This is a genomic window from Polyangium sp. 6x1 (genome assembly GCF_029946515.1).
GTDB lineage: Bacteria > Myxococcota_A > Polyangia > Polyangiales > Polyangiaceae > Polyangium.
Window position 1 is genome coordinate 53,675 of the sequence record NZ_JARZHH010000051.1, and the last position, 25,436, is coordinate 79,110.

A 25,436-nucleotide genomic window follows, 5' to 3' on the forward strand; every position below is an offset into this window, starting at 1 on the left:
CGGAGCCGGGATCGAGTACGCTCGCCCCGTGACGCTCCGCCGAGCCCTGTCCTTCCTGCTGTTCGTCCTCGCGCTCGTCGTGTGGGCGCCGCGCGCCTTCGCGCACCCATACATGCTCCCCGGCGGGCGCGAGAAGGATGTGCTCGCGCTCTTCGCCCCGTTCACCCTCGGCAAGGAGATCGACGCGGGGTTTGCGCTCTGGAACGTCTCCATCGAGCAGCAACGGATCGTCGTCGGCCTGCGCGAGCCAAAGGGGCGTGAGGCGCGGCTCTCCCTCGTTCATCCGGAAGACACGGCCGCGCGCGCCGAGGCCCCGCGCTCGTCGAGCTTCGTGGCCTTGCGGGATCCCACGGGTGATCCCGCGGCCGAAAAGGCGGTCACGACGCTGCTCGAAGCCCTCGCGCGAAATGATCACGGCGGCCTCTGGATCGAGCCGACCCCGAGCTCGAGCAAGTCCGTACGCCCGACCCAGCGGATCGCCACGGCGTTCGCGTCGGGCCAATGGGGGGATCTCGACGGGATCGCCGTGCTCGCCGCGTTCGTCGTCCTCGCCGCGGTGATCGCGGCGCGGCTCACGCGGGGCGAGCCTCCTTGGATACGCGCGGCGCTCGTCTGCATCATCGTGCTCGGCGCGGCGACGAGGCTCTGGCTCTCGCCGGTCTCGTTCCTCGGCGCCTGGCCCTGGAGTCGTTTGTGGCCCAACGTGCGCGCGGTGGCCGAGGGGCCTCTCCTCGAAGCGGCCGCGGCGCGCGCCGGCGGCCCGTTTTACCTGACCGACGTCATCTCCTGGACGAACTTCGGATACGCCGCCGCGATGCCGCTCGTGCTCTTCGGGCACGCGACGTACCTCCTGCGTGATCCACGCGCCGGCCTCTTCGCCGCGTTCGCCATCGCGTTTTTGCCGCAGCACATCCGCTTTTCGCGCTGCGAGGACGCATTCGTCCCCTCGCTCGTGATCACCTCGCTCTCGTTCGCGCTCATCCACGCGTGGCTCCGCGACTCGTCGCGCGTCTTCCGGATGGTCGCGATCGCTTGCCTGCCGGCCGCGCTGTACACGGGCTACCTGCTCCGGCCGCTGAACATCCTGTTCATCGTCGTCTACATGGCCGCCGTCGTCTCGCTGCACCCGGAGACCGCGCCGAGGTCGCGGCGCGTGATCGGGGGCCTCGCGATCCTTGGCATGGGCATCGTCGTGTTTCCGACGTTCCTTCGAACGAACGACGCTCCCGTGCGCGCGGCCCTCCTCGAGCCTCGCTGGCTCCTCGACGTGGGACAGGCGATCCTCGTGCCGCACCTCTTCGTGCTCACCGACCCGCGCGTGACGCCGCCTTTGCTCTTGGTGCTCGCCGTCGCGGGGGCGATCCTCGGCTATCGGGCGGGCGAACGCAGGCTCGTCGTGTTCCTCCTCGGCTGGCTCGCGATCTTCACGATCGCCCATGCCTTCGTCATGGAGCCGACGATGCGCCCGCGATATCACATGCACCTCGTCGTGCCGTTTCTCCTCCTCGGCGCGATCGCGGTGCCGTGGCTCTGGGAGCGGAGGCGCGCGGGGGTTTTCGTCGCGTGCGGGGCGCTCCTCGCGGCGCCGCTCCTGCATCGCGGTTGGATCGAGGATGTCGGTTTCACCGAAATGCGGGAGCACGCGTTCGTGCAGAACGCCCGCGAGATCGTGCCCGAGGGCTGCACGGTGATCGAGTACGTCGGCGCGGACGCGCAGGCGAAGGACCTCCGGTTCGCCCGCATGGGCGAGCGCGCGGGCGGGCGGGATCGCGGCCAGGATCGTTATCGTGTCGTCCCCGCGTTCGCCCCGGGGGTGAGCCCCGAAGGGAAGGTCGATCGGACGCTCGAAGAGGTGCTGCGTGATCCGCCCGCCTGCCTGTACCTCTACGAGGGCCTGCCGTGTTGGTCCGGAAAAGCAGAGGAGGAGGCTTATGCGGGGACGTGCAGCGATCTCCGGCAAAAGCTCGGCGCGGAGGTCGTGATGCAGGGGGAGGTGCCGCTCGTGATCTACGACCGGCAAAACATGCCGCCCGGTCGCCGCGACAGCCCGAACGTCACGTTCTGGCTATCGCGAGCGCGCGTGGGGGCGAAGGCGAAAGCGCCGTGAGCAATCAGGCCGCGTTCTTGTTTCCCGTGAGGAGCACGGGGTTCGCGGGTGCGGGGAAGCCGAGCTTGCCGATTTCGTCGTTGATGATCTCGTTCGTCGCGAAGTACACGCCCCAGTAATGGTTCGTGTGGCAATACGGCCGCACGGCGAGCACGGGGCCGGCGAGCGTGAACGTGAGCAGCTCGACGTCCGGCGCCGGCGTCTTCGCGACGTTCGGGATCGTCTTGAGCTTCTCCTTCAGCACCGCGATGGCCTTGTGCACGTCGGCCTGGCCCGAGAGCTGCGCGACGAGCTCCACACGGCGGTAGGGGTTCTCCGAGAAGTTCTTGATCGTGTCGCCGAAGATCTTGCCGTTGCCCACGAAGGTCCGGACGTTGTCGGGCGTGTCGATCGCCGTGACGAAGAGGCCAATCGAATGCACCGTGCCCTCGACGCCGCCCGCGATCACGTAATCGCCGACCTTGAAGGGACGGAGCACGATCATGAAGACGCCCGACGCGAGGTTCGAGAGCAGGCCCGACCACGCGACGCCGATCGCGACGCCCGCCGCCGCGAGCAGGCCGGCGAACGTCGTCGTCTCGATGCCGAAGACGCTGAGCACCGAGAGAATGAGCAGGATGTTGAGCAGGACGCCCGCCACCGAGCCCATGTACTTGGTGACCGTGTCGTCGATCTTCCGCGCCCGGAGGCTGCGGTCGAGGATGCCGAGCACCGCGCGGACCACGATCCGGCCGACGATCCAGAGGACGATCGCCCCGAGGATCTTCAAGCCCACGTTCATGCCGATCTGAACGGCCAGATCGATGTACTTTTGAATCGTTTCGTTCATGATGGTTCTCCCCGCCAGCAATCCTTGTGCCGGGAACGTATCCGGGGCGACTTGCCTTCACAAGCGCTCGATTTGGATTTGCGAGTGGCCTCGATCCGAGGCGGCGAGGCATCACCTCGCAACCCGAGGTGATGGCACCTGTCCTCAGGGAACGTCGGCGCGGCTGTCACGTGGTTGGAGCTTGCGCCAAGGGGTTGGAATCTGCTCTGCTTCCGGCCCATGGATGGGGATCGGGATCTCGCGGGCAGGCTCGCGAAGAACGTCAAGCAGCTCCGCGAGGCGCGGGGGCTCACGCAGCAGCAGATGGCCAAGCTCGGCGGGGTGCCGCGCGCGACGTGGGCGCACCTCGAGTCGGGCGAGGCGAACCCGACGCTCGCGGTCCTGAACCGCGCCGCGTCCGCGCTCCAGGTGTCGATCGAAGAGCTTTTGAGCGCTCCGCGCAGCGCCGCACGCCATTACGCCCGCGGGACCTTGCCCGTGCGCACGCCGGGGCAAGCCCTGGTTCGGAAGCTCTTGCCGGACGCCATTCCCGGCATGGAGATCGATCGCATCGAGATCGCCCCCTCGGGCCGGATGACGGGCGTCCCGCACACGCCGGGCACGCGCGAATACCTCACGGTCGAGGCGGGCGAGATGCAGCTCGTCGTCGCGGGCGAGCGGTTCCAGGTCGCCGAGGGCGACGTCGTGGTGTTCCGCGGCGATCAGCGGCACTCGTACCACAACCCGGGCCGTGTCCCGGCGGTCGGCTACTCGGTCGTGGTGCTGGCGCGGGGCGATTGACGTTCGGTTTACCGGCCAAACCTCGTCATTGACAGGCATCCCCCGCGACGCGCCCGCCACCGTCGACCGGCATGCCCATCACGGCCCGGCCTTTGAGCGCGGCCACGACGAATTCCATGCGCCGGTTTTGCCTGCGCCCCTCCTCGGTGCGGTTGTCGGCGATGGGCTTCACCTCGCCGAACCCGACGGCGAGGAGCCGCCTGCAATCGACGCCGCGCGCGGCGAGCGCACGAGCGAGGGAGAGCGCGCGGCGGCCCGAGAGCTCGAGGTTCAGGGGCGCGCTGCCGAGGCTGTCGGAGTGCCCCTCGATGCGGAGGAGCGTGACGTCGGGTTTGGCCTGAAGGAACGCGGTCACGAAATCGAGGGCCGGTCCGCTCGTGGGCTTGAGGCTGTCCTTGCCCGTGTCGAACTCGATGGGCTCCTTGACGACGAGCCGGCCGCCTTCGAGCGCGAACGATCCGGGGCTCGTGGGCCCGGCGAGCCATGGCGAGGGGCCGGGGTTTTCCGCGGGATGGCGGGGCTCGGGCGCGGGTTCGGGTTCGGGCTCGGGCTCGGGCTCGGGCGGATCCTCGGCCGCAGCGACCGCGGAGGGCGCAGGCGACGCCTTCGGGGGGGCCGTGAGGTCCACGGGCGGCGGCTCGGGTGGCGGGGTCGTCCCGCCGCACCCGGATCCGAGCGCGGCGAAGACGAGGAGGAAGGCGAGAAAACGAGGCGAGCGCACGGATGGAACGATGCGCTTGGGAGGGCGGGGCGGGAAAGGAAAATCGTCAGCGGGTGAGGTTCACGGCGTATTCGCCGTAATCGCTCGTCGCTTTCCCGGTGATCTTCGTCGTCCCCGGCTTGCGCTCGATTTTCATCGGATCGGCCATCGTGGGCTGGAGCTCGCCGTTGATCGTGAGGTTCAGCGTCACGCTGCCTTCGAGCGCGCCCGACATGGTGAACGAGCCGTTGAGCGTGCCTTTGATCGTGCCGTCGGGAATGCCTTCGAGCTTCAGGTCGAGGACCGGCCCCGTGCCGGAGGTGTTGTACGTAACCTCGCCGTCGTCGGAGTAATCCTTCAAGGTCTCGTTCAGGGTCATGGTTTTGTTGGTCGACGAGCCCTGATCCACCTTACCGCCGATGGTGATGGTGCCCGTCCTGTCACCATTGCTCGTCTGCGGATCGATGTTCGCGCTCGACGCGGCATTGAAGCCCTGGAAGCCGAGCTGCATGGCCTTGTCGATCGACTTGTCGAGGCTTTCGTAGGCGCGGCGCGCGTCTTCCTCGGAGGCCACATCGTCGCCGCAACCGGCGAGCCCGAGGGCCAGGACGAAGAGCGGCAAGAACATTCGTCGTTTCAAGTCGTCACCTCCGGGAGCAGAATACACGGCCTCGTCTCGAAAAGATCATGATTCTCTCGCATTCGAGCGATAAGATCACTTACCAGGATCTCCTACCGTCATCAACGCAGCGAATGTCGGGAAGAGCCGCACCATTTCGACGAGGAAATCGGATGCGGTCCTCACCTTTGCCCCGAGGGGACGGGAGTTCCCGAGCGCCACGTGGACCACGACACGATTCGCGAGAGGCGCGATCGGCTCGATCCGCGCCGGTCGATCTTCCAACACACCCCCCGTTCGTGGTACGCGCCTCCGCATGACGAACCTCGTGGAGTTCGGGACGCCTGCCGCGATGCCGCCCTCGGAGCGGCGCCTGCTCCTCGTGTTCGATGGCGGAAACGCGCCGGGATACGCGTCGGTCGCCGTCGCGCTCACCGAGGAGGCTTCACGCCGCGGCTACGAGGTCTGGGCCGCGACGGAGGGCTTCCGCTCGCTCACGGCCGACGCGACGAACGAGCCGCGCTTCGAGCGGCTCATCGTGAGCCGTCGCGAGCGCTACGCCCTGCTCGCCAAGGGCATCCCAGCCCGCAGCATGGGCCGCCGCGTCCTCGACGCCGGGAGCGACTTCCGCAGCGAGCGGTACCTCGGCTTCCACGACGCGCAGAACCGCCGCGCCGCCGCAGACACGCTGCGAACCCAGGGATTTACCCACCTCGTCGGCGTGGGCGGCAATGGCACGTTCGAGGGCCTGCGCGCGCTACTCGCCGAGATGAACCCGCGGATGCCCACGGGGTTCATGAACGTCTCGATCGACAACGATCTCGCGGGCGATCGCGCGATCGGCTTCCTCTCGGGCGTCGAGGCAGGCGCGACGATCGCGCGCGGGCTCTACGAGGACGCCTACACGCACAAGCGGATCTACCTGCTCGAGATGATGGGCAACCGGAGCGGCCGGCACGCGCTGCACTGCGGCGTGGCGGCGCGCGCGCACCTCATCGTGCTGCCGTTCTTCCAGTTCCCGGACGCCGTGCTGCGCGAGACCGCCGCAGCGCTGTCGCGCGCCGACTACGCGCTCGTCGTGGTGGCCGAGGGCTACGAGCGCGAGCGGCGCGCGCGGGAGATGCCGGGCGCGAGCGCGAGCGAGTTTTTGCGGCGGCAGCTCGAGGCGGCGGGGCTCGTCGACTCGGCGCAGAAGCGCGTGATCGCCGAGCCGTTCAGCCGTTACCTGCGCGGCGTGCGGCCCGCGTTCCTGGAGATCTCGGCGGCCTACGTCAAGGCGTCACTGCTCTTCGACGCGTTCGAGGAGGGCCAGACGGAGGTCATGCCGTTCGTGCTCGCATCGAACGACGTCGGCGTGCGCCCGTTCCACCTCGTCGCGCGGGAAGACCGCGTGGAGCGAGCCTTCCTGCCGCTGCTCGCGCGGCTCCAGATCCCCGGCTTCTCCACGTGGATCCGGGACAACTTCACGAGCGAGAAGACCAGTCTCTGAGCGGAGGTTTTTGCGTGGCAACGAAATGCATCGTCCTCGATTTCGACGGGACGTTCACCGACGTCGAGCGTGAAGCCGCGCCCTTCGTGGAGGTGTACCGGGACGCGGTCTTCGATCTCCTCGGTCGAGAAGATGTCGCCGCCTGGGAAGAGCGCGCCGCCGAGATCACGCGAAATCCCGGCCGTTACGGCTGGATCCACGACGGGCGTATCGTCGCGCCCGCCGGGGCTGATCCGTACATCCGCTCGACGACCATCGCGCAGCTCCTCTTCGAGAAGTACGGCGTCCTGCGCGGCGAAGCGACCCGCACGGCCGTGTTGACGGTCCTGTATCACCTCGCCTACGAGCGCACGCTGACCGCGTTCCGGCCGCGCGCGAAGGAGGTCCTCGAGGCGCTCGCGGCGTCGGGGCTGCCGACATTCGTCGTGACGAACGCGCGCGCGGACGCGGCGCTGAGGAAGCTCCGGACGCTGGGGCCCGAGGGGCTCTCGAAGATCGAGGTGCACGGCGACGCGCGCAAATACGTGGTAGCCGAGCCCGAGACCGAGGACGCGCGCTTCTCCCGGGTGCCCGCGGAGGTCCGCCTTCCAGGCCTCGAACGCCCCGTGTATTCACGGCGCGGCCGCTACTGGGAGACGCTCGCGAAGATCCTGCAAAAGACGAACGTCGCGCCCGAGGAGGTTCTCGTCTGCGGGGACATCTACGAGCTCGACCTCGCGCTGCCGATCGCACTCGGAATGCAGGTGCACATGGTCACAGGCCCGCGCGTGCCCGCAGCGCACGAGGTCGCGCTGCTCGAATCGCTCGGCGCACGCGCGAGCCACGGGGACGAGCTCGGGCGGATCCTCGCGCGGGTCGGGATCGCAGGCTGACGGCGCCGCGCCAGGGCTCTGCCCCGGACCCCGCGGGGGCTGTTCGCCCCTCGACCCGAACCAGGGCCAGCCCTGGACCATTTGGGGAAGAACTGCGCGATGCGCAGTTCTTCCCACAGGCCGCCGCTGGTACCGCATCGCCGGCTGAACCAGCAGCGCTGCTGTCTTCGTTGGCAGCACCGTCGCTGGTCTTGACCCGGCTGTTCGATGAACTGCGCATTGCGCAGTTCATCGACCCCGAGTCCAGCGCTTGCGCTGGTCCGGGGTGGAGGGGGCGGATAGCCCCCCCTGGGGCCTGGGGCAAAGCCCCAGCGCAGCGCCTCCCCCGATGAAACCAATGCTCCGCCTGCCTTCAGCCCTGCGTGGGCACGTCCGTCTCGCGCTTCCGGCTCGAAACGAACATCCTCCGCGTGGCGATGGGCGTGAGCCTCGGGATCGACGGGTCCCGTTCGTGCGCGCGATTGAATACCTTCATCACGCGATCCATCAGGGAGAGGCACATGCCGTCTTGCAGGTCGAGATCGGCCTGCGTGATCTGACCCTTGGTTCGCGCGCCGGACGCGAGCTCGCCGGTGGATTTCACCTTCGCGGCCGTGTCCTCGAACGTCATGATCTGCGTGGCGTCGAGCCCGCCGTCCTCGAGCTGCTTTGCCGCCTTCGACATGGGGTTCTGCCGGATGTCCTTCGCGACCTTGACGAGGGATGTGAGGGATTGGGCGAGCGTCGCGAAATCGGTGACGCGGCCGGTCGCTCTCGTGATGCGCTCGTCGAGCCCCGGTTCGAGGTGTGAAACGCCGTCGAGCGCGGTGACGAGGCGCTCGCGCTCGTCCATTCCCTCTCGATAGGCCTGGTCGGCGACGGCAATGGCGGCGGCGCGGCTCGCCTCGCGAGCGTCCGCGGCTCCGTCGAATTGGGCCACCATGTCGGCGAGCTTCTTTCCTTCATGCACGAAGACCTTGAGGAGCGGCTCGGAGAACCCGAGGAGGTGTCGCTTGTGCGCGGGCGTGGCCTTGGGCCAGAACTCGCCGAGGAGGCCGCCGAACCTGACGAGGTCGGTGAGGATCTTTTCGCTGCGGATTTGCGAGCCCCGCTCCATCAAGTCGGCATTCGGATGCTCACTGACATAACGGTCCGCCTCTTCCTGGGTAGGCGCGGGCACCATCGCGAGGACGGAGGCCCAGGTGTAGGTGGGGGTGGATGTGGTCATGCTTGCCAACGTATCCGCGGGGGATCCTGAAGGAAAGCGTGAAAAACGCTGAGGGGGTGGGGGAGGTAGGTGTTTCCGATCACCAAAAACGGGATCGCGGTGGCTCGAGACGGGGTCGCGAGGGTGGGCGACGGGATCGCGGCGGGTGTTGATGGGGTCGCGGTGGGCAGGGGGGTTTTGGGCGCGGGGGTCACGATATCCGGCGGGCGTGAGGCGAGGCTGGGATTGACGGGTCTGTCCGTCGGCTCTGGCGGTGGAGCCAGCTCCTGCGACGTTGAAGACACCGGCATTGAACAGCTATCGCTGTTCGGGCAGATGACATCGAGCCCAAGACGGAGAACGGGGAGCCCCAGGGCAGCAAGCGGGTCTCCGAATGGTTCATGAGCATATCGTTGGCCGCCGCACGGGAAGCATGCTACGCGCCGAGGAGGCGGAAATCCTGGTTTATTCGTCTTATGCGCACGGAGCAATGAAGGCCCCCACGACCCCTCTGCCCGCTTCCACCGCCCCGTGGAAGCCCGACCTGAAGATCGCCGTGCTGCTCGGCGTGGTTTCGGCGCTGGCCGTGGCCGCGCTGGTCCCGTACCTGGTGCAGCTGATGCCGGACAAGTTCGCAAAGCTGCCGGTGCCGATCCCGGTGTTGATCGTCGCACAGTCGCTGCAGGCGTTGATCCTGATGGGACTGACGTCGCTGGCCGGCCTGCGCATGGGCCGTCGCGTCGGCCTCGGCGCGCCGCTGCTGCAACGCTGGATCAACCGCGAGCCGCTGGTCATCGCGCAGCGGCCGCTGCAGGCGATCCTGCTCGGCGTTGCCGCCGCGCTTGCGGTCGTCGCCCTGTCCGTGGTGATCGATCCGTTCCTGCCGCCGATGCTGCACCCGCCGGCGAAATCCGGTGCCGGACAATCGGCGCTGAACGGTTTCCTCGCTTCGTTTTACGGCGGCATCGCCGAGGAACTGCAACTGCGCCTGTTCCTGATGACGCTGATGGTGTGGTTGGTCGCGGTGCTGCGCAAGGCCATGCCGTCGCCGCGCGTCTACTGGATCGCGATAGCCATTGCAGCGCTGCTGTTCGGCGCGGGCCACCTGCCCGCCGCGCACCAGGTCTGGGGGCTCGACGCGGTTGTCGTCGCACGCACCGTGCTGCTCAACTCCATCGCCGGACTGGCGTTCGGCTGGCTGTACTGGAAGCGCGGGCTGGAGATGGCGATCCTCGCCCACTTCAGCGCCGACATCGTGTTGCACGTACTGGCTCCACTGATGGCGAAAGGAGCCTGACGTGACGAAAGAAGATTTCCCGCTCGCGCCGCTGCGGTGCAGTATCTGTAGTACGGATACGAGCGTCATTGCGGAAGGGTCATTGCGGTTTACGCCGCATGGCAAACGTGGCGGGCCCGCCGCGGGAGACGCCGCGCGCATCCTCTTGGTGCGACCTTCCGACCCACACCGTGGCGAGGACGGGGCCAACGGTCGTAGGAACACGTCGGCGGAGTCGTGCTAGCCTGCGCCGTGCCCGAGGATCGCCCGCTCCCCCCCCGACCGTCCGCCGCTTCTCTTCTCTTCGCGCTCCTTCTCTCCACCGCTGCCTGCGATCGCGTCGGCTCCCGCGCCCTCGAACCACGCCCGAACGCTGGCCTCCACATGCGCGGCGGCGGCGTCTCGGCCCGCGTCGAGCGTATTCATGCCCCGTACTGGCGACGGGGCGCGAATATGCGTGTCGACGTGCGCGTGGTCAACGAGGGAACGGCGCGCCTCCACGTCGAGCCCGAGACAATCGAGCTCGGCTTCCTCGGCCCCGACGGCAAAACGCCCCTCTCGCGGCCGAGGATCGCCCTCGAGGGCGCCTCCGTCGTCGAGGGCGAAGAGGACCTCGGGCCCGGCGAGGGCGCCACCTACCGCCTCACGCTCCCGAATGCGCCGATCGAATCGGGCGCTCCTTATGCGCTCCTCCTTCCTCCCCTCGGCCAGGCCCCCGCCGAGGCGATCGACCCGCTGCCCCTCGTCAATCCGGCGAAGCCGCACCTCGGGTATGGCCCTCCGGCCGATTCCACGTGGGTCTTCGTCGCCCGCATCAGCGCCGGCGCCATTCGCCGCGCGCCCGTCACGGCCGGGCTCGGCGGGTTCGAGATCTTCACCGGGCCGCAGTTCGGTCGATTCTCCTTTGGCCTCAGCGCGATGATCGGCGCGGGCTCGATCGGCGGCGAGGTTCGTTATCGCTTCGATCCGGCCAAGATTCTCTCGATCGTCCCGTTCGCCGGGTACGGGTATTATCCCATCGCGGGCATCGTCGGCCTGAATGCGGGGCACGGGGGCCGCGTCGGCGCCGAGCTCCAGTTCTCGCTCGGCGAGGTCACGCGCTTCGGCTGGGCCCGGAGCGGCGGACGTTTGGGCCTCTTCGCCCACGCCGGGCCCGTCTACATGCGTGTCCTCGATTCCGTGGGCCTCGCCGCGCAGGGCGGGCTCACGTTCGGTTTTTTCTAACGTCGTCCCAATCGGAATCGCCCCGGACATCTGGTAACATCACCGATCCAGGTGGCTTCGGAGGTTCCTTCATGACGCGTGACAGGCTCTGGTTTCTTTTCCTCGCGACCGCGGTCTCCTCTGCGTGCGCGATCGCCGCGTGCGGCGGTGGCGGCGATACGAGCGGCGGCGCCGCGGGCAGCGGCGCACAGGCCCCGGACGGCGGCTCGTCGTCCGGCGGCGGCGGCTCGGGCGGCGACGGGGGTGGTTTCATCAATTTCGACGGCGGCGAACAGTCGCTCGTGATCGAGCCCCTGGACCCGATCCTCGACGTGGCCGGCGTCCCCGGCTCGCTCCCCTTCAGCGCGAAGCTCACCGACGGGTCGATCCCCGGCGCCGTCGATTGGTTCCTCGACGATGTCACCGTAGGAACCATTGGCGCCGACGGTGTCTTTGCTTCCGGTGGCTTCGTGGCCGGCAAGGCGAAGGTCACGGCGAAGGCCGGACAGCTCGAGGCGAGCACGACCGTCACCGTGCGCGTGAAGATCGCCGAGAATGCCGGCAGTCTCTCGCCCGACGATCAGACGAAGCTCGACACCGGCGGCAATGCGGACCCAACCTTCCGGTGGCTTTATCCGTACGACAAGACCGTCTTTCCCCGTGGCCTCACGGCGCCCACGCTCCAGCTCGCCGGCAATGCGGATGCCGTGCTCGTGAAGATCAACGTCGGCGACTTCGAATACAAGGGGTACTTCGGCGCCTCGGCCCCCGCGCGGGTGGAGCTGCCGCAGGCCGTGTGGAAGGGCGTCACGCAGAGCGCCGGCCCGAGCGACATGGTCACGGTCACCGCCACGAGGCTCGCAGGCGGCGTCGCGACCGGGCCCGTCACGCAATCGTGGCGCATCGCGCAGGGGAGCCTGAGCGGCATCGTTTATTACAACACCTACGTCTCGAAACTCGCGAATGGCGGCGCGGTGATGCGCATCAAGCCGGGCTCGAATGCGGAGGTCTTGCTCGGCGGCTGCAATGTTTGCCATTCCGTCAGTGCGAACGGGAACGTGCTCGCGGCGGGCGTCAACTGGACCGTCGACAACCCGCTCGACAGCGCGACTTACGATCTCACGCAGGACGGCACCGCGTCGCAGCGGTACCTCGACAACGACGGCCGCAAGTTCTCGTTTGGTGGCCTCACGCCCGACGGGACGTGGATGGTCACGAACGGCATCCCGGCGGGCGGCTCGCCCGTGCGTGGTTTGGCCGGGGATTACCCCTCGCGGCTCCTCGATACGAAGACGGGCGCCGACGTGGGGGCCTCGTCGTTCACGAATGCCGTCAAATACGCGCTCACGCCGACGTTCTCGCCCGATGGCAAACACCTCGCGTTCTCCTGGTACGACGTCACGCCCGGACGAACCCTCGCCATGATGGACGTCGACCTCGCGCAGTCGCCGCCGTCGTTTTCGGCCATCACGGAGCTCGTCACGGTCCCCTCGGGCATCGTCGGCTGGCCGAGCTTCACGCCCGACGGCGGCGCGGTGCTCTACCACGCGGGCGATCGCTTCGACACGGCGGGCTACGGGGCGACGCCTTCGTTTGGCGAGGTCCTCCTGGTCGAGACGGCCTCGAAGGCGGTGAACAAGCTCGCGGCGCTGAACGGCTATGACGAGAATGGGCAGTTCTATCTGCCGTTCGGCGAGGCCGAGGAGGCGCGGCTGAACTACGAGCCCACCATTTTGCCCGTCCCGGTCGGCGGGTATTACTGGGTCTTCTTCACGAGCCGCCGCGTCTATGGCAACACGATCGGCCCCGGCGGCACGGTGCCGGACGGCGACAAGAAGTGGGGCCGGTTCGAGAATGGCGCCGAGACCCCGAGCCCGCGCAAGAAGCTCTGGGTGGCCGCGATCGACATCGATTCCCAGGGCAAACCCGATCCGAGCCACCCCGCGTTTTACCTGCCCGGTCAGGAGCTCGAGGCCGGCAACATGCGCGCGTTCGCGGCGCTCGAGCCCTGCAAGGACCTCAACCAGCCTTGCGAGTCGGCCGCCTCCTGCTGCAATGGCAACGTCTGCCGCCCGGCCGACGTCGACGGCGACGGCACGAAGGAGCTCGTCTGCGTGCCGCCGCCCGCGAACGAATGCGCGCAGGAGGGCGAGAGCTGCGAGACCGCGGCGAACTGCTGCGCGCCCGGCTCTTTGTGCATCAACAACCGGTGCGCGGCCCCCACGCCGAAGTGAGGCCCGCGCTCCTTTCCGCCTGCTGAATCAGCCCCGGAACCAGGGCGGCTCCCGGCGCACCGGGACGCCGCCCGACAAACCCATCTGCATGCCGGGCTGGAAGAACACGTAAGGGAAGACGAGCTCCGGGCGGCTCACCTCTTCGAGCCTGCTCCGCAGCTCCCCGGGGATCTCGAATTCGAGCGCGGCGAGGTTGTCCTCGAGCTGCGTCACCTTCGTCGCGCCGAGAATCGTCGACGTCACGCCCGGCCGCTTCGTCACCCAGTTGACCGCGACCTGCGCGGGGCTCTTGCCGAGCTCCTTCGCGACCGAGAGGAGCTCGTCGACGATACGGAAGTTTCGCTCGGTGAACCGTTGAAACAGCGGGTTCGCGCTGTTCTTCACGGTCGCGAGCCGCCCTTCGCCCTCGGCGCCTCCGACTTCGTTTCGCTTGTATTTGCCCGTGAGAAGGCCGCTCGACAGCGGGCTCCACGGGCAGACGCCCATGCCGAGCTCCAGCGCCACGGGGATGTGCTCGCGCTCGATGTTGCGCTCGATGAGCGAGTATTCGAGCTGAAGCGCCGCGACGTGCTCGAAGCCGCGGAGCTCGGCGATCGTCTGCATGCGCGCCGCGTACCACGCGGGCGTGTCCGAGAGGCCGATGTACCGGACTTTGCCCGAGCGCACGAGCGCGTCGAAGGTGCGGAGGACCTCTTCGATCGGCGTCATCGTATCCCACGCATGCAGCCAGTAGAGATCGATGTAATCCGTCTGCAGGCGGCGGAGCGAGCCTTCGAGCGCGCGCAGGATGTTCTTCCGACCATTGCCGCCGGCGTTCGGATCGCCGGGGAAGGCGTTGAACGTGAATTTCGTCGCGACGACGAGGCGATCACGGTTGCCTGCTTCCTTCATGAACTGCCCGAGCAGCTCTTCGCTGTGGCCGTTCGTGTAGAGATCGGCCGTGTCGATGAAGTTGCCGCCGGCTTCGAGGTAGCGGCGGAAGACGGCGTGGGAGGTCTCGTGATCGGCGCCCCAGCCCCACTGGTTGCCGAAGGTCATGGTGCCGAGGCAGAGCGGCGAGACACGCAAACCGCTCCGGCCGAGGAGCGAATAATCAGCGAGGCTCTTGATCGGTGACGTCATGCAGGCCTGTCCTTTCGTGCGCGGGCACGCTCCCGCCTTCCGGGCTGCCCGTCAAGTCGCGCGCACGGAAGCACCACGGCCCAGCATATTTCACGGGCAGCCATGAAGGGTCACGGGTTCTCCAGAAGTCCATCCGCTCGAGCGGATGAAACGTCGGAAGAAACGGACACCTCCTCCATGGCACGCGAGGTGCTCATCGGCATTGCATGTCGTCCCTGAGAAGACGCTTGGTGCCGTATTGCGCCTTCGTTTTGGGAGCGGCGCTCGGGCTGCCCGGGAGCGCCGCCGGGGCGGAACCGAAACCTCCGGTGGAGATCTCCGGCTCCCCCGGCAATGGGGTGACGGTGAAGGTCGGGGACGTGTTCTCGTTCAATGCCCGGAGCCGGATCCAGCTCCGCTACCAGATCAACGTGCCTCCTGCGGATGATCTGGGCGAGCGGGATTTCCAGCAGATCGTCAACATCGGGACGGCGCGCCTCTGGTTCTCCGGCCACGTCTATCGGCCCGAGCTGACCTACATGATTCAGCTCGCCATTGCTGGACGTGACTTTCGCGACGGCGCGACGTCTCCGATCTTCGACGCTTATATCGACTGGAAGATCCACCGTGATTTCAATGTACGAGCCGGGCAGTTTTTCGTTCCCTTCGATCGATTGCGGACGGTCCGCGAGTTCGCGCTGCAGATGGCCGACCGGCCGGTGCCCGTCGGCGAGCTGACGCTCGATCGCGACGCGGGCATCACGATTTATTCGGAGAATTTCCTGGGGAAAGAATCCCCGGTCGCGTGGCGGCTCAGCGCATTCGGCGGAGGCGGGACGAACCTCACCACGTCGCGGGAGCCCGGCGCGCTCTTCGTGGGGCGGCTCGAGCTCCGTCCGCTCGGCAAGATCGACGATGATTCCGAGGGCGATCTCGAACGCAGGAAGAAGCCGGGCCTGGCCTTCGGCGGCGCGTTCGCGGCGAACTACAACACGAACCGATTGCGGAGCACGACGGGCGCGACGTTCCTCGGCGGGACGACGGATTACCTGCACGCGGCGGCGGATCTCGTGTTCAAATGGCGCGGATTCGCGCTCCAGGGCGAGTACCTGTGGAAGCGCGCGAGCGCGGACAGGATCGAGTCGACGGACGAGGACGGCAATCCCCGCACCGAGTACACGCGCTCGGGCCAGGGCACGGTGTTTCAGGCGTCGTACGTGTTCGAGCCGCCGATCGAGGTCGTGGCGCGGTTCTCTCGATTGTACGCGTTCGGAGGGACCGACCCGAAGCTCGTCTCCGAGGTCGAGAGCCGCGGGCAGGAAGTGGGCGTCGGGCTCAACTATTACTTCAACAAGCACAAGCTGAAGCTACAAGCCGACTGGATCGCCCGGATGCCGCACGACTTCGATTTCGAGAAGGCGAACCACGTGGCTCACCTCCAGCTCGACGCGACGTTCTGAACGATGCGGAGCCTAGCGGCTCGGTTGCATCGGAGGCTCGCGGAAGTGCGACCATTCGATGCCGAGCTTGCGCATGCGCGCGCGGAGCGTGTGCGGGTTGATCCCGAGCAAGCGCGCCGCGCCGAAGGGGCCCTCGATGCGGCCGCCCCGCGCGGCGAGGGCGCGGCGAATGTGCGCGGCCGTCGCCTCGTCGAGGGTCACGATTTCCTCCGCGTCGTGGACCACCGCTGGCGGGCGCGAGGGCGGCTTCACGGTCACGCCCCCGAGCGCGGCCGCGAGCTCGAGTCGCTTGCCATTGCCGAGGATCGCGCCGCGCTCGATCACGGCCGCGAGCTCGCGCACGTTGCCCGGCCACGCATAACGACGGAGCAGGTCGAGGTCCGCGGCCGTCGGCGAGAGCCCCGGTCCGCCGAGGCGTTTGCCCGCGCTCTCGGCGAAATGCGCCGCGAGGGCCGGGAGGTCTTCCAGGCGGTCGCGCAGCGCGGGCAATCGAATGGGGAAGACGCTCAGGCGATACCAGAGATCTTCCCGGAACGTCCCATCGGCCACCATGCTTTCGAGGTGACGATGCGTGGCCGCGACGATGCGCACGTCCACGTGGATCGTCTCGTTCCCGCCGACGCGCTCGATCGTGCCCTCCTGGAGCACGCGCAGGAGGCGAACCTGCGCCGCGCGCGGCAATTCGCCGACCTCGTCGAGGAAGAGCGTGCCGCCGTCCGCGCGCTCGAACCAGCCTTTGCGCGTGCCCACCGCGCCGGTGAACGCCCCGCGCTCGTGGCCGAAGAGCTCCGAATCGACGAGCTCCGAGGGGATGGCGCCGCAATTGACGCGCACCACGGGCCCGTGTGCGCGCCGCGAGCGCGCGTGGATGGCCCGCGCGATGACCTCTTTGCCGGAGCCAGTCTCGCCCAGCACGAGCACCGGCGCGTCCGTGGGCGCTACCTGAAGGACGCGCTCCATCACCGGTTTGAGCCCGGCGGATGCTCCGATCACGAACTCGCTCATGTCCATCGTTTCCTCGGATGAGGCTCAGATCTCGTAATCGGGCACGAACACGCGCACCCTGCGCGGCGAGACGTGGACCGTCTCGCCCGATTTCAGCCCGAGCTCGGCGAAGCGCTCGGGCGTGAGCTCCACATTGATCAATTGATTCGAGTCGAGCGCGCGGAGCTCCACCTTGGTCCGCGATCCGGTCGGGTTCACGTGCAGGATCTTCGCGGCGAGGCCGCCGGCCTCGGTGCGATTGCGCTCGACGTCGAGCTCGTGCGGACGCACGTACACGGCGGCGTCGCGCGCCTCGGGGTGCGGATAATCGGGGTAGGCCACCGTGAGGCCCGAGACGACGGCCCGGCCGCGCTCGACGCGGCCGTGGAACACGTTGACGTTGCCGAGGAAGTCCATGACGAACGCATTCGCGGGGCGCTCGAACACCTCGACCGGCGTGCCCACTTGCTCGATTCTGCCTTCGTTCATGATCACGACGTGATCGGCGACCTCGAAGGCCTCTTCCTGATCGTGCGTGACGAAGACGCTCGTGACCTGGATCTCCTCGTGGAGCTTGCGAAGCCATTGCCGTAGCTCCGTCCGCACCCGCGCGTCGAGCGCGCCGAACGGCTCGTCGAGCAAGAGGACGTTCGGCCGCGCCGCGAGCGCGCGGGCGAGGGCGACGCGCTGCCGTTGCCCGCCGGAGAGCTGCGCCGGATACCGGGATCCGAGGCCGTCGAGGCGGATCAACTTGAGGAGCTCGTCGACCCGCGTTTGCCTCTCCTGCTTCGGCACGCCGCGCACGCGGAGCCCGTATCCGATGTTCTCGGCGATCGTCATGTGCCGGAACAGGGCATAATGCTGGAAGACGAAGCCTACCTTGCGATCCCGGGCCTCGTATTCGGTGATGTTCTCGTCGTGGTGCAGGACGGTGCCGCGGTCGGCGACCTCCAATCCCGCGATGATCCGGAGGAGCGTGGTTTTCCCCGAGCCGGACGGGCCGAGCAGGGCGAGGAGCGAGCCGCTCGGGACGTCGAGGCTCACGTCGTCGAGGGCCCGGAAGCTGCCGAAGTTCTTGGATACCCCCTGGATCCGGATGCTCATGGATGTGCTCCCGTGCGGCGGCCCTCTTCGGATTGCGGGATGCGATCTTCGAGCTTCCGCTTGACGATGAGCGTCAAGATGGCGAGCAGCGTCAGCACGGACGCGACCGCGAACGATCCCGGCATGTTGTACTCCTGGAACAGCTTCTCGATCCGGAGCGGCATGGTGTCGGTCTCCCCGGCGATGTGCCCGGACACGACGTACACCGCGCCAAACTCTCCCATCGCGCGGGCATTGCACAAAATGATGCCGTACACGAGCCCCCATTTCACGTTCGGCACCGTGACGTGCCAGAACATCTGCCAGCCGCTCGCTCCGAGGCTCAGCGCCGCGAGCTCCTCGTCCGCGCCGACGGCGTTCATCACGGGGATGAGCTCGCGCGCCACGAAGGGGAACGTCACGAATGCGGTGGCGAGGACGAGCCCCGGCGTGGCGAAGATGATCTTGAGGCTCTTATTCGCGGGCCACACCTCGAACGCCTGCTGTCCGAGGACGAGGAGCGCGAACACCGTGGCGCCGGCGACGGCCAGGGCGAGGGGAGGCGTTTTCCAGAGGCCACGTCGCGCGCGCGGGTGGCTCGGCCGAAACACGAAATAAGCGACGGCGAGAAGGAGGACGAGGACGGCCGCGACGAGGTACGGCATGATCGCGTATCCGTCGCGGCGCAGGAAGGCCCCGAAATACCCCTGGAGGCCGAAGATCAGCACGAACATGAGCCCGGCGACCACGGGGGAGACCGAGAACGGCAGGTCGATGAGGGCCGTGAGGAAGGTTCGTCCCGGAAACGAGAACCGCGCGATCGCCCAGGCCGCCGCGACGCCGAAGATGACGTTCGCCGTCACCGCGATGGGCACGACGGTGAGCGTCAGGCCGACCGCGTGGAGCGTGTCGGGATCGTCGACGAGGTTTTTCCAGTAAACCCCCGCGCCCTCGGCGAGCGCCCCGGCGAATACGTTGAGCACGGGAATGACGATCAGCACGCCCACGACGAAGGCCGCGAGCCCGGTGAGACTCCACCGCAGCCACGCGGGATCCTGCTGCGCTCGCCGGATCTTCATCGTCGCGGCCCGCGTGCGAGGCGCGTCGCGGACCTCCGCCGTCTCAACGGTCATGGCGCCGGCTCCAGCTCTCCAGGAGGTTGACCACGAGCAGCATCGAGAACGAAATGGCGAGCAGCACGACGGCGATGGCCGTCGCCTCGCCATAAGCGAACTCCTCCAGGCGCGCGACGATCAGGATCGGGGCGATCTCGGTCTTGAATGGCATGTTTCCCGAGATGAAGACGACCGATCCGTATTCGCCGATGGAGCGTGCGAACGCGAGGGCAAACCCCGTGATGAGCGCGGGATACAGCGTCGGGAGGATCACGTGGGTGAACGTCTGCCAGCGCGTCGCGCCGAGCGAGGACGAGGCCTCCTCGGCCTCCGGATCGAGGTCTTCGAGGACCGGCTGCACGGTCCGCACCACGAAAGGCAGGCCGACGAAGATGAGGACGAGCACGATCCCGAGCCTCGTATAGGCGCCGCGGATCCCCAAGGGGACGAGATACCTCCCGATCCAGCCGTTTTCCACGTACAGGCTGGCATAGATGAGGCCGCCGACCGCGGTCGGGAGCGCCAGCGGCAGGTCGACGAGCGAGTCGAGGATGCGTTTGCCCGGGAACGTGTACCGCGTGAGCACCCAGGCGATGAGCCCGCCGAGGACGACGTTCGCGACCGCGGCGAGGAACGAGGTGCCGAAGGTCAGGAGATAGGCGGCGCGCGCGCGCTCGGTCCATACCGCGCCGAGGAATTCGTGCAGCGAGAGCGAGCTCGCTTTGATGAAGACGGCCGTGATCGGCAGGAGCACGAGGACGCCGAGGTAAAAGACCGTATACCCCAGGGTCAGGGAGAAACCCGGGAGCACTCTTCGGTTCACGCTCGCCATGCGCGGCTACTTCTTCGGGCTGTAGATGGTGTCGAAGACGCCGCCCTCGCCGATGAACTGCTTGTGCGCGTCGGGGAAATCCTTCGCGATCTCGGTGATGGCGAAGAGGCGGAGCTCCGGGAAGGTCGCGGCGTGTTTCTTCAGGATGGCCTCGTTCGACGGCCGATAGAAATGTTTCGCGGCGATCTCCTGGCCCTCGTCGGTATACGCAAATTTGAGGTACGCCTCCGCGGCTTTGCGGGTGTCCTTGCGGTCGACGTTGCCGTCGACGATGGCGACGTGGGGCTCGGCGCGGATGCTGATGGGCGGATACACGAGCTCGAGCTCGCCCTTCGCCTCGCGCACTTCGAGGTGGGCTTCGTTCTCCCAGGCGAGGTGGACGTCGCCGATCTTTTTCTGGACGAACGTGGTCGTCGCGCCGCGCGCGCCCGAGTCGAGGACCGGGACCTGTTTGTAGAGCTGGGTCACGTACGTGATCGCGTCGTCGCGGGAGCCGCCGCGCAGGACGACGGAGCCCCACGCGCTGAAGAACGAGAGATAGCCGTTGCCCGAGGTCTTCGGGTTCGGCGTGATCACCTCGACGCCGGGCTTGATGAGGTCCGGCCAATCCTTGATGGCTTTCGGATTGCCTTTGCGCACCACGAAGATGACCGTGGACGTGTACGGCAAAGAGCGAGACGGGAGCTTGTCGATCCAATTCGGCTGGATGAGGCCCTTTTTGCTGATGGCTTCGGTATCGAGGTAGGAGGCGAGCGTGACGACGTCCGCTTCGAGTCCGTCGATGACGGCGCGGGCCTGCGTGCTGGAGCCGCCGTGCGATTGCTTGATGGTGACCTTCGTGCCCGATTCTTTCTCGTAGGCAGCGATGAACTTTTCGTTCAGGTCGCGCCAGAGCTCCCGGGTCGGGTCGTACGAGACGTTCAGGAGCTCGACGTCCTTGGCCGCGCCCCCGGATTTCGATTTGCCGCAGGCGACGAGCCCGAGCGCGCCCACGATCAAGGCGGTGATCGCCGCGCGTCGGCCCGCCCTCCCACCTGTCGGAATGTACGCCACGATGAGGAAGGTATGTCCGCTATAACGGACATGTCCAGGTAAATTTGCAGGATGTCCGTCATGGCGGATGATGTTGTGTGGTGTAGGACACTGCGCGTGTCACGACGACACGACATCGCCGCGAGCGAAGTACGCCTCGTGATCCAGGGGAGAGCACTGGATCTCCCACCAGTTCTGGTCGAGATCCTGGAGATAGAAGGAGTAGGCTCCGTGCTGCGTGACGGGTTTCATGATCGCGCGGATGCCGTATTCGTCTTTGTGTTCGAGGGCGCTCTGATACGCGTCGTCGACTTCCTTTTCCGTGCCGACATCGATTCCCCAGTGATGGAGCACGTGCATCCCCCACAGCTTGCTCGGCCCGCACTCGACGCAGACGACGTGTATGCCGGTGCTCAGGCGGAACATCATCGCGGAGGGGGCATGGCGCACGACCTCGAGCCCGAGGAACTCCTCGTAGAAACGGCGCGTTCTCTGCATGTCGGCGCAGATGAGCGTGCCGTGCGACAACCTGTGGGGCTTGACGATCGAGTCCTGCTTCGACTTCTCGCCCGTCGTGGCGCTGTGGGTCATGAGCTGTTCTCCTGCGTGATGTCCGCGTGGAAGGAAGGATGCGCTGGCGTGGCCAGTCGAATGGAAATCTAGCTGGATACGCGGAGGCTTCCATGCCCCGGCGACCGCGCCACGTCGCCGAAGGAGAAGGGGATCGGCGTGGACGAACGAGCGGGCCGTCGCGGGCGATGTCGTGCAATTCGGGCGGGCGAAGCGAGCGGGCCCGCCGAGCCCCTCAGCGCCGCGGACGGCGTGACGAGCCCGGCGAACCCGTAGGAATCCGGATCAGGGCAGCGCCTTGAACTGGTTGATCATCTTCGTCCAGACGGCAGGCGTCACGCCGACCTCGAGGTGGCCGTAGGGCACGCCCTCCTGCTTCGACTTGTTCGTCTTGTTCGTCGCGGTCCAGCCCTGTGTGAGCTGATCCCGGGCCGCGACGCTCACGTCGAAGAGCACGCCGTCGCCCTTGGGAGCGCAGGTCGGGCAGGTCATGCCGTCGATCTCGAAGACCTGTCCGCTCGCGCCGCCCGAGGTGCCGTGCAGCACGTAGAGGTAATCGAGGCTCGTGCTGAGGCCACGCGCCCGCAGCCTCTCGATGAGATTGCCGCCCATTTCCATGACGGCCTTGATGCCGATGCCGTCCATCAGCTTGTACTGCGCATAGCCGAGCGAATACGACTCCGCCGTGAGGCTGTCGTAATAGAGGTGCTTCGCGCGGCAAGCCGTCGCGGGGTCGAACGCGGTCGCGCGGCAGGTCGTGTGCCCGGAATCGTCCATGATCCAGCCGGCGCCGCCGAAGACGTTCGCCGGGTTGTAGTTCGTCTTGATGGCGATCCAGTCGCGCCACTTCGTCTCGTCCGTGTCGAGCGTGGACCAGTCGTAGCTGACCGGATCGTCCTGCCGGTTCGGCAGCGGGTAGTACGGGCGCAGATCGTAGGTGACCTGCATCTGGCCGAGGTACGCCGAGACGAGCTTGCCCTTGTCGTCGACCGAGCCCCACATGGCCAGGTTGTACTTGTCGAACGTGTAGCCCGTGGACGAGGCGCCTTGCTCGGTGTTGAGCGTCTTCAGCGACTTCGGCGCGAGCGGCAGGCCCGTCGCGTCGAGGCCCGTGATGTTCGACGTGTAAATGCGGCGCCAGTAATCGAGCCACGTGCCGCCGCGGTTCTCGCAGACCGAATAAGCATAGGGGTTCGGGAAGATGTCGTTCGGCGAATCCGCATACCCCCAGGTCACGCATTGCACGGCGGACATGTAGCTCCAGGTCACGGGGCCCTGGCCGAGCGGCGCGTTCTCCGCCGTGCTGTAGATGAGCAGCGGGTTGAACGGGTGGCGGAAGTTCAGGTCGATGCCGAGGTGCGGGCCGGAGAGCGCGACGTAGGTGCGCACGTCCTTGCGGAAGTTCGGCACGCCGAGCGACTGGAGCGCCGCGAGCTGCTCGAAATACTTCGGGCCCCAGTCGGTCCAGGTCGCGGGGCTCGACATGTAGAGGTCCGCCGCGACGACGCCCTTGCTCCAGGCGACGAGGTTCACCTTCGGCCGCCCCGTGAGCGTGCGGATGCGCGAGAGCGCGTTCGCGATGTGAATGGCCTGGTTGAAGTTGTCGCCGTGGAAGTTGCCGAAGGTCGTGGCGTAGGTGCAGAAACCCTCGGCCTCGAGGGCCTGCACGAAGCCCGTCGCCTGTGTCATGCCGGGGTAGAGCTTGCCTGTGCCGTCGTCGCCGCTCGGCCGGAGCCACACGTTCGCGTTCTGCATGGCGCCGTGCACGAGCAGCACCGGGGCCTTCGTCTTGTCACACTGGTCGAGCGCGGTCTTCGGGCCGTGATGGAGGAGCACGAAGCGCGCCTCGGGGCGCGTGGGCCCCTTGTCCGGACAAGCGGCGGCCGCGGTCGAGCCGACGGAGCCGGCGCAGGCGTTCTTGTATTGGAGGTTGAACCCGTCGACGAGGTGCTGGTTCAGGGCGCCGAAGTAGGTGCGCAGCGGATAGGTGGAGTCCTCGAACGTGTCCTGCCAGCGCCCCTTCGCCGTGCGCAGGTTGTACCCCTCGGTGCGGAACTTCTGCCGCCCTTCGAGCAGCTCGATCTTGCCCCAGGAGAAGCTCGGCGGCGTGATGGCGCCGACGACCTTGTAGCTCTGCGAGAACGTCGTGGTCGCGGGGGGATCGAAATAGGCTTCGGGATCGGAGATGAACGTGATGGCGGAGGCGGCTTCGGCGGTCTCGTCGTCGCCCGGCGCGAGGTCGGCGTCGTCGGTCGACACGACGCAGCCCATGGCGGAGAGCGCCGCGAAGAGCGCCGTGAGCGCGAGAGAAGGACGGGGAATCGCGGATTTAAGCATGGAAACCTCCTGGGCAGCGCCCGCCGGGGGGCCCGGGTTGTGCAACCGCAGCAAGTGCGGGCCGTCCATGCCTATCGATGATGCGAGGCGTTTTCAAGCATCGTTCGAACCAGGAGGTTCGTTTGATGCTGCGGGTGCGAAGAGGTGTGATGGGGGAAGAATTGCTGCACCGCGCACGGACGTCGGATGTGCGTGCTGCGGTGCAGCATGGAGCGGCGCGTCAGGCGCGGAGCTTCTTCGCCATTTCGGCGACGCGCTTGCCGAGATATTTCGCGTGGGCGATGTCGTGCTCGGTGGGCGCGCCGTTCGCCGTGACGGAGGGGCCGTAGGGGTTGCCGCCGGACGCGAACACGAGCGCGTCGGTGTAGCCCGGCGTCACGATGAGGCCGCCCCAGTGGTAGAACGTGTTGTAAAGCGCGAGCAGCGTCGACTCCTGCCCGCCGTTCGCGTTCTGCGCGGACGTGAAGCCCGAATACACCTTGTTCGCGAGTTTGCCCTGGAACCAGAGGCCGCCCGCCGTGTCGATGAACGACTTCATCTGCGCGGCCACGTTGCCGAAGCGCGTGGGTGTGCCGATGACGACGGCGTCAGCCCAGTCGAGGTCGTCGAGCGAGGCCTTCGGCTCGTCCTTCGTCTTGTCGACGAACGCGCGCCACGCCGGGTTTCGATCGATGGCCGCGTCCGGCGCGGTCTCGGCGACGAGGCGGAGGCGCACCTCGGCCCCCACTGCGCTCGCGCCTTCGCCGACGGCGTTCGCCATCGCGTGGTTGGTCCCCGTCGACGAATAATAGATGATCGCTACGTTGGGCATGGTGGCTGTCTACTCCGTCCAGATGGAAAGATCGGGGCTACGCTATCACGCGAGATCGAAGAGGAGCACCTCTCCTTTTCCGTGACCGCTGAAGACGAGCTCCTTTTCGCCGCTGATCGCCGCGCCGTCGCCCGCGTGGAGCACGGTTTCGCCGAGCTTCACTTCGCCCTTCGCGACGTGCACGTAGGCGTGCCTGCCGTCCGCGAGCACGTGGCGCGCCTCTTCGCCGTCGACGAGGATCGCGGCGAACAAGCTCGCGTCCTGGTGGATCGTGACGCTGCCGTCGCGGCCGTCCCGCGAGGCGATGAGGCGAAGCCGGCCCTGTTTGTCCGCGTCCGAGAAGTTCTTCTGCTCGTAGCTGGGCGCGATTCCGCGCTCCTCGGGCACGATCCAGATCTGCAGGAAATGCACGCGATCCTTGCGCGACCCGTTGAACTCGCTGTGTGTGACGCCCGTGCCCGCGCTCATGCGCTGCACGTCGCCCGGCCGAATGACCGAGCCGGTGCCCATCGAGTCCTTGTGCTCCAGGGCGCCGTCGAGCACGTACGAGACGATCTCCATGTCCCGGTGCGGGTGCGTGCCGAAGCCCTGGGCCGGCAAGACGCGGTCCTCGTTGATGACCCGGAGCGACCGGAAGCCCATGTGGGCCGGATCGTAATAGTTGGCGAACGAGAACGTGTGGTACGAGTCGAGCCAGCCGTGATTGGCGTGTCCGCGGTCGTCCGAGCGTCGCAGCTTGATCATCGTGGTCTCCTAGGTCCCCGGCTTCGTGCGGGGCGCTGTCCGTTCGCCCTTCACTAGAGCACGCGCTGTGCC

23 protein-coding genes are annotated in these 25,436 nt (G+C 67.3%); 8 read left to right on the forward strand and 15 right to left on the reverse strand.

Annotation, left to right across the window (positions count from 1 at the left end; genetic code table 11):
- Positions 1-28 precede the first annotated feature (28 nt).
- Positions 29-2,107 (forward strand): hypothetical protein, encoded by a 2,079-nt coding sequence (locus QHF85_RS35315; RefSeq protein WP_281331797.1) that lies wholly within the window; start codon positions 29-31, stop codon positions 2,105-2,107.
- Positions 2,108-2,111: 4 nt separating this feature from the next.
- Here QHF85_RS35315 and QHF85_RS35320 read toward each other — a convergent pair whose 3' ends face one another.
- Positions 2,112-2,936 (reverse strand): mechanosensitive ion channel family protein, encoded by an 825-nt coding sequence (locus QHF85_RS35320; protein ID WP_281331798.1) that lies wholly within the window; start codon positions 2,934-2,936, stop codon positions 2,112-2,114.
- A 219-nt stretch (positions 2,937-3,155) separates the two neighbouring features.
- Here QHF85_RS35320 and QHF85_RS35325 point away from each other — a divergent pair, with 219 nt between their 5' ends.
- On the forward strand, positions 3,156-3,716 hold the full coding sequence (locus tag QHF85_RS35325; RefSeq protein WP_281331799.1) for an XRE family transcriptional regulator: 561 nt from the start codon (positions 3,156-3,158) through the stop codon (positions 3,714-3,716).
- Between the two features lie 25 nt (positions 3,717-3,741).
- Here QHF85_RS35325 and QHF85_RS35330 read toward each other — a convergent pair whose 3' ends face one another.
- Both QHF85_RS35330 and QHF85_RS35335 read right to left on the reverse strand, forming a co-directional pair.
- A complete protein-coding gene (locus QHF85_RS35330) occupies positions 3,742-4,437 on the reverse strand; it encodes an OmpA family protein (protein ID WP_281331800.1) in 696 nt (231 codons plus the stop codon).
- A gap of 46 nt (positions 4,438-4,483) precedes the next feature.
- Complete coding sequence (locus QHF85_RS35335; protein WP_281331801.1) at positions 4,484-5,056, reverse strand: hypothetical protein; 573 nt, start codon at positions 5,054-5,056, stop codon at positions 4,484-4,486.
- Between the two features lie 295 nt (positions 5,057-5,351).
- Here QHF85_RS35335 and QHF85_RS35340 point away from each other — a divergent pair, with 295 nt between their 5' ends.
- Together QHF85_RS35340 and QHF85_RS35345 are read left to right on the forward strand one after the other, a co-directional pair.
- Positions 5,352-6,524: a 6-phosphofructokinase gene (locus tag QHF85_RS35340; RefSeq protein WP_281331802.1), complete on the forward strand. Its 1,173-nt coding sequence runs from the start codon at positions 5,352-5,354 to the stop codon at positions 6,522-6,524.
- A 14-nt stretch (positions 6,525-6,538) separates the two neighbouring features.
- On the forward strand, positions 6,539-7,396 hold the full coding sequence (locus tag QHF85_RS35345; protein WP_281331803.1) for an HAD family hydrolase: 858 nt from the start codon (positions 6,539-6,541) through the stop codon (positions 7,394-7,396).
- 352 nt (positions 7,397-7,748) lie between these two features.
- Here QHF85_RS35345 and QHF85_RS35350 read toward each other — a convergent pair whose 3' ends face one another.
- Positions 7,749-8,603: a hypothetical protein gene (locus tag QHF85_RS35350; protein WP_281331804.1), complete on the reverse strand. Its 855-nt coding sequence runs from the start codon at positions 8,601-8,603 to the stop codon at positions 7,749-7,751.
- 412 nt (positions 8,604-9,015) lie between these two features.
- Between QHF85_RS35350 and QHF85_RS35355 the strand changes: the two genes are divergently transcribed.
- Positions 9,016-9,879 carry a CPBP family intramembrane glutamic endopeptidase gene (locus tag QHF85_RS35355; RefSeq protein ID WP_281331805.1) on the forward strand — a complete coding sequence of 288 codons (864 nt, stop codon included), beginning with the start codon at positions 9,016-9,018 and terminating at the stop codon, positions 9,877-9,879.
- A gap of 219 nt (positions 9,880-10,098) precedes the next feature.
- Here the strand turns inward: QHF85_RS35355 and QHF85_RS35360 are convergent, their stop codons facing one another.
- On the reverse strand, positions 10,099-10,284 hold the full coding sequence (locus tag QHF85_RS35360; RefSeq protein ID WP_281331806.1) for a hypothetical protein: 186 nt from the start codon (positions 10,282-10,284) through the stop codon (positions 10,099-10,101).
- Between the two features lie 27 nt (positions 10,285-10,311).
- Between QHF85_RS35360 and QHF85_RS35365 the strand changes: the two genes are divergently transcribed.
- The gene (locus QHF85_RS35365) at positions 10,312-11,082 is read left to right on the forward strand and encodes a hypothetical protein (RefSeq protein WP_281331807.1); all 771 of its coding nucleotides are present in this window, start codon (positions 10,312-10,314) and stop codon (positions 11,080-11,082) included.
- Positions 11,083-11,153: 71 nt separating this feature from the next.
- Positions 11,154-13,295: a hypothetical protein gene (locus QHF85_RS35370; RefSeq protein ID WP_281331808.1), complete on the forward strand. Its 2,142-nt coding sequence runs from the start codon at positions 11,154-11,156 to the stop codon at positions 13,293-13,295.
- 27 nt (positions 13,296-13,322) lie between these two features.
- Here QHF85_RS35370 and QHF85_RS35375 read toward each other — a convergent pair whose 3' ends face one another.
- Entirely contained in the window at positions 13,323-14,417 is a 1,095-nt protein-coding gene (locus QHF85_RS35375; protein WP_281331809.1) for an aldo/keto reductase, read from the reverse strand.
- A 308-nt stretch (positions 14,418-14,725) separates the two neighbouring features.
- Between QHF85_RS35375 and QHF85_RS35380 the strand changes: the two genes are divergently transcribed.
- Complete coding sequence (locus QHF85_RS35380; protein ID WP_281331810.1) at positions 14,726-15,856, forward strand: porin; 1,131 nt, start codon at positions 14,726-14,728, stop codon at positions 15,854-15,856.
- A gap of 12 nt (positions 15,857-15,868) precedes the next feature.
- Here QHF85_RS35380 and QHF85_RS35385 read toward each other — a convergent pair whose 3' ends face one another.
- The 9 genes from QHF85_RS35385 to QHF85_RS35425 all read right to left on the reverse strand — a co-directional run bounded on the left by QHF85_RS35385 (position 15,869) and on the right by QHF85_RS35425 (position 25,364).
- Positions 15,869-16,861, reverse strand: a complete 993-nt coding sequence (locus tag QHF85_RS35385; protein ID WP_281331811.1) for a sigma-54 dependent transcriptional regulator — start codon at positions 16,859-16,861, stop codon at positions 15,869-15,871.
- 24 nt (positions 16,862-16,885) lie between these two features.
- On the reverse strand, positions 16,886-17,944 hold the full coding sequence (locus QHF85_RS35390) for a sulfate/molybdate ABC transporter ATP-binding protein (RefSeq protein ID WP_281331812.1): 1,059 nt from the start codon (positions 17,942-17,944) through the stop codon (positions 16,886-16,888).
- On the reverse strand, positions 17,941-19,056 hold the full coding sequence (locus QHF85_RS35395) for an ABC transporter permease subunit (RefSeq protein ID WP_281331813.1): 1,116 nt from the start codon (positions 19,054-19,056) through the stop codon (positions 17,941-17,943). The genes QHF85_RS35390 and QHF85_RS35395 overlap by 4 nt, the downstream gene beginning before the upstream one ends.
- Positions 19,046-19,870, reverse strand: a complete 825-nt coding sequence (gene cysT / locus QHF85_RS35400; protein WP_281331814.1) for a sulfate ABC transporter permease subunit CysT — start codon at positions 19,868-19,870, stop codon at positions 19,046-19,048. Before cysT ends, QHF85_RS35395 begins: the two co-directional genes overlap by 11 nt.
- A gap of 6 nt (positions 19,871-19,876) precedes the next feature.
- A complete protein-coding gene (locus QHF85_RS35405; protein ID WP_348652785.1) occupies positions 19,877-20,863 on the reverse strand; it encodes a sulfate ABC transporter substrate-binding protein in 987 nt (328 codons plus the stop codon).
- A gap of 159 nt (positions 20,864-21,022) precedes the next feature.
- A complete protein-coding gene (locus tag QHF85_RS35410; RefSeq protein WP_281331816.1) occupies positions 21,023-21,493 on the reverse strand; it encodes a VOC family protein in 471 nt (156 codons plus the stop codon).
- Between the two features lie 264 nt (positions 21,494-21,757).
- The gene (locus tag QHF85_RS35415; protein ID WP_281331817.1) at positions 21,758-23,809 is read right to left on the reverse strand and encodes a hypothetical protein; all 2,052 of its coding nucleotides are present in this window, start codon (positions 23,807-23,809) and stop codon (positions 21,758-21,760) included.
- Between the two features lie 220 nt (positions 23,810-24,029).
- Entirely contained in the window at positions 24,030-24,620 is a 591-nt protein-coding gene (gene wrbA, locus QHF85_RS35420; RefSeq protein ID WP_281331818.1) for an NAD(P)H:quinone oxidoreductase, read from the reverse strand.
- A gap of 45 nt (positions 24,621-24,665) precedes the next feature.
- Positions 24,666-25,364, reverse strand: a complete 699-nt coding sequence (locus QHF85_RS35425; protein WP_281331819.1) for a pirin family protein — start codon at positions 25,362-25,364, stop codon at positions 24,666-24,668.
- Positions 25,365-25,436 lie beyond the last annotated feature (72 nt).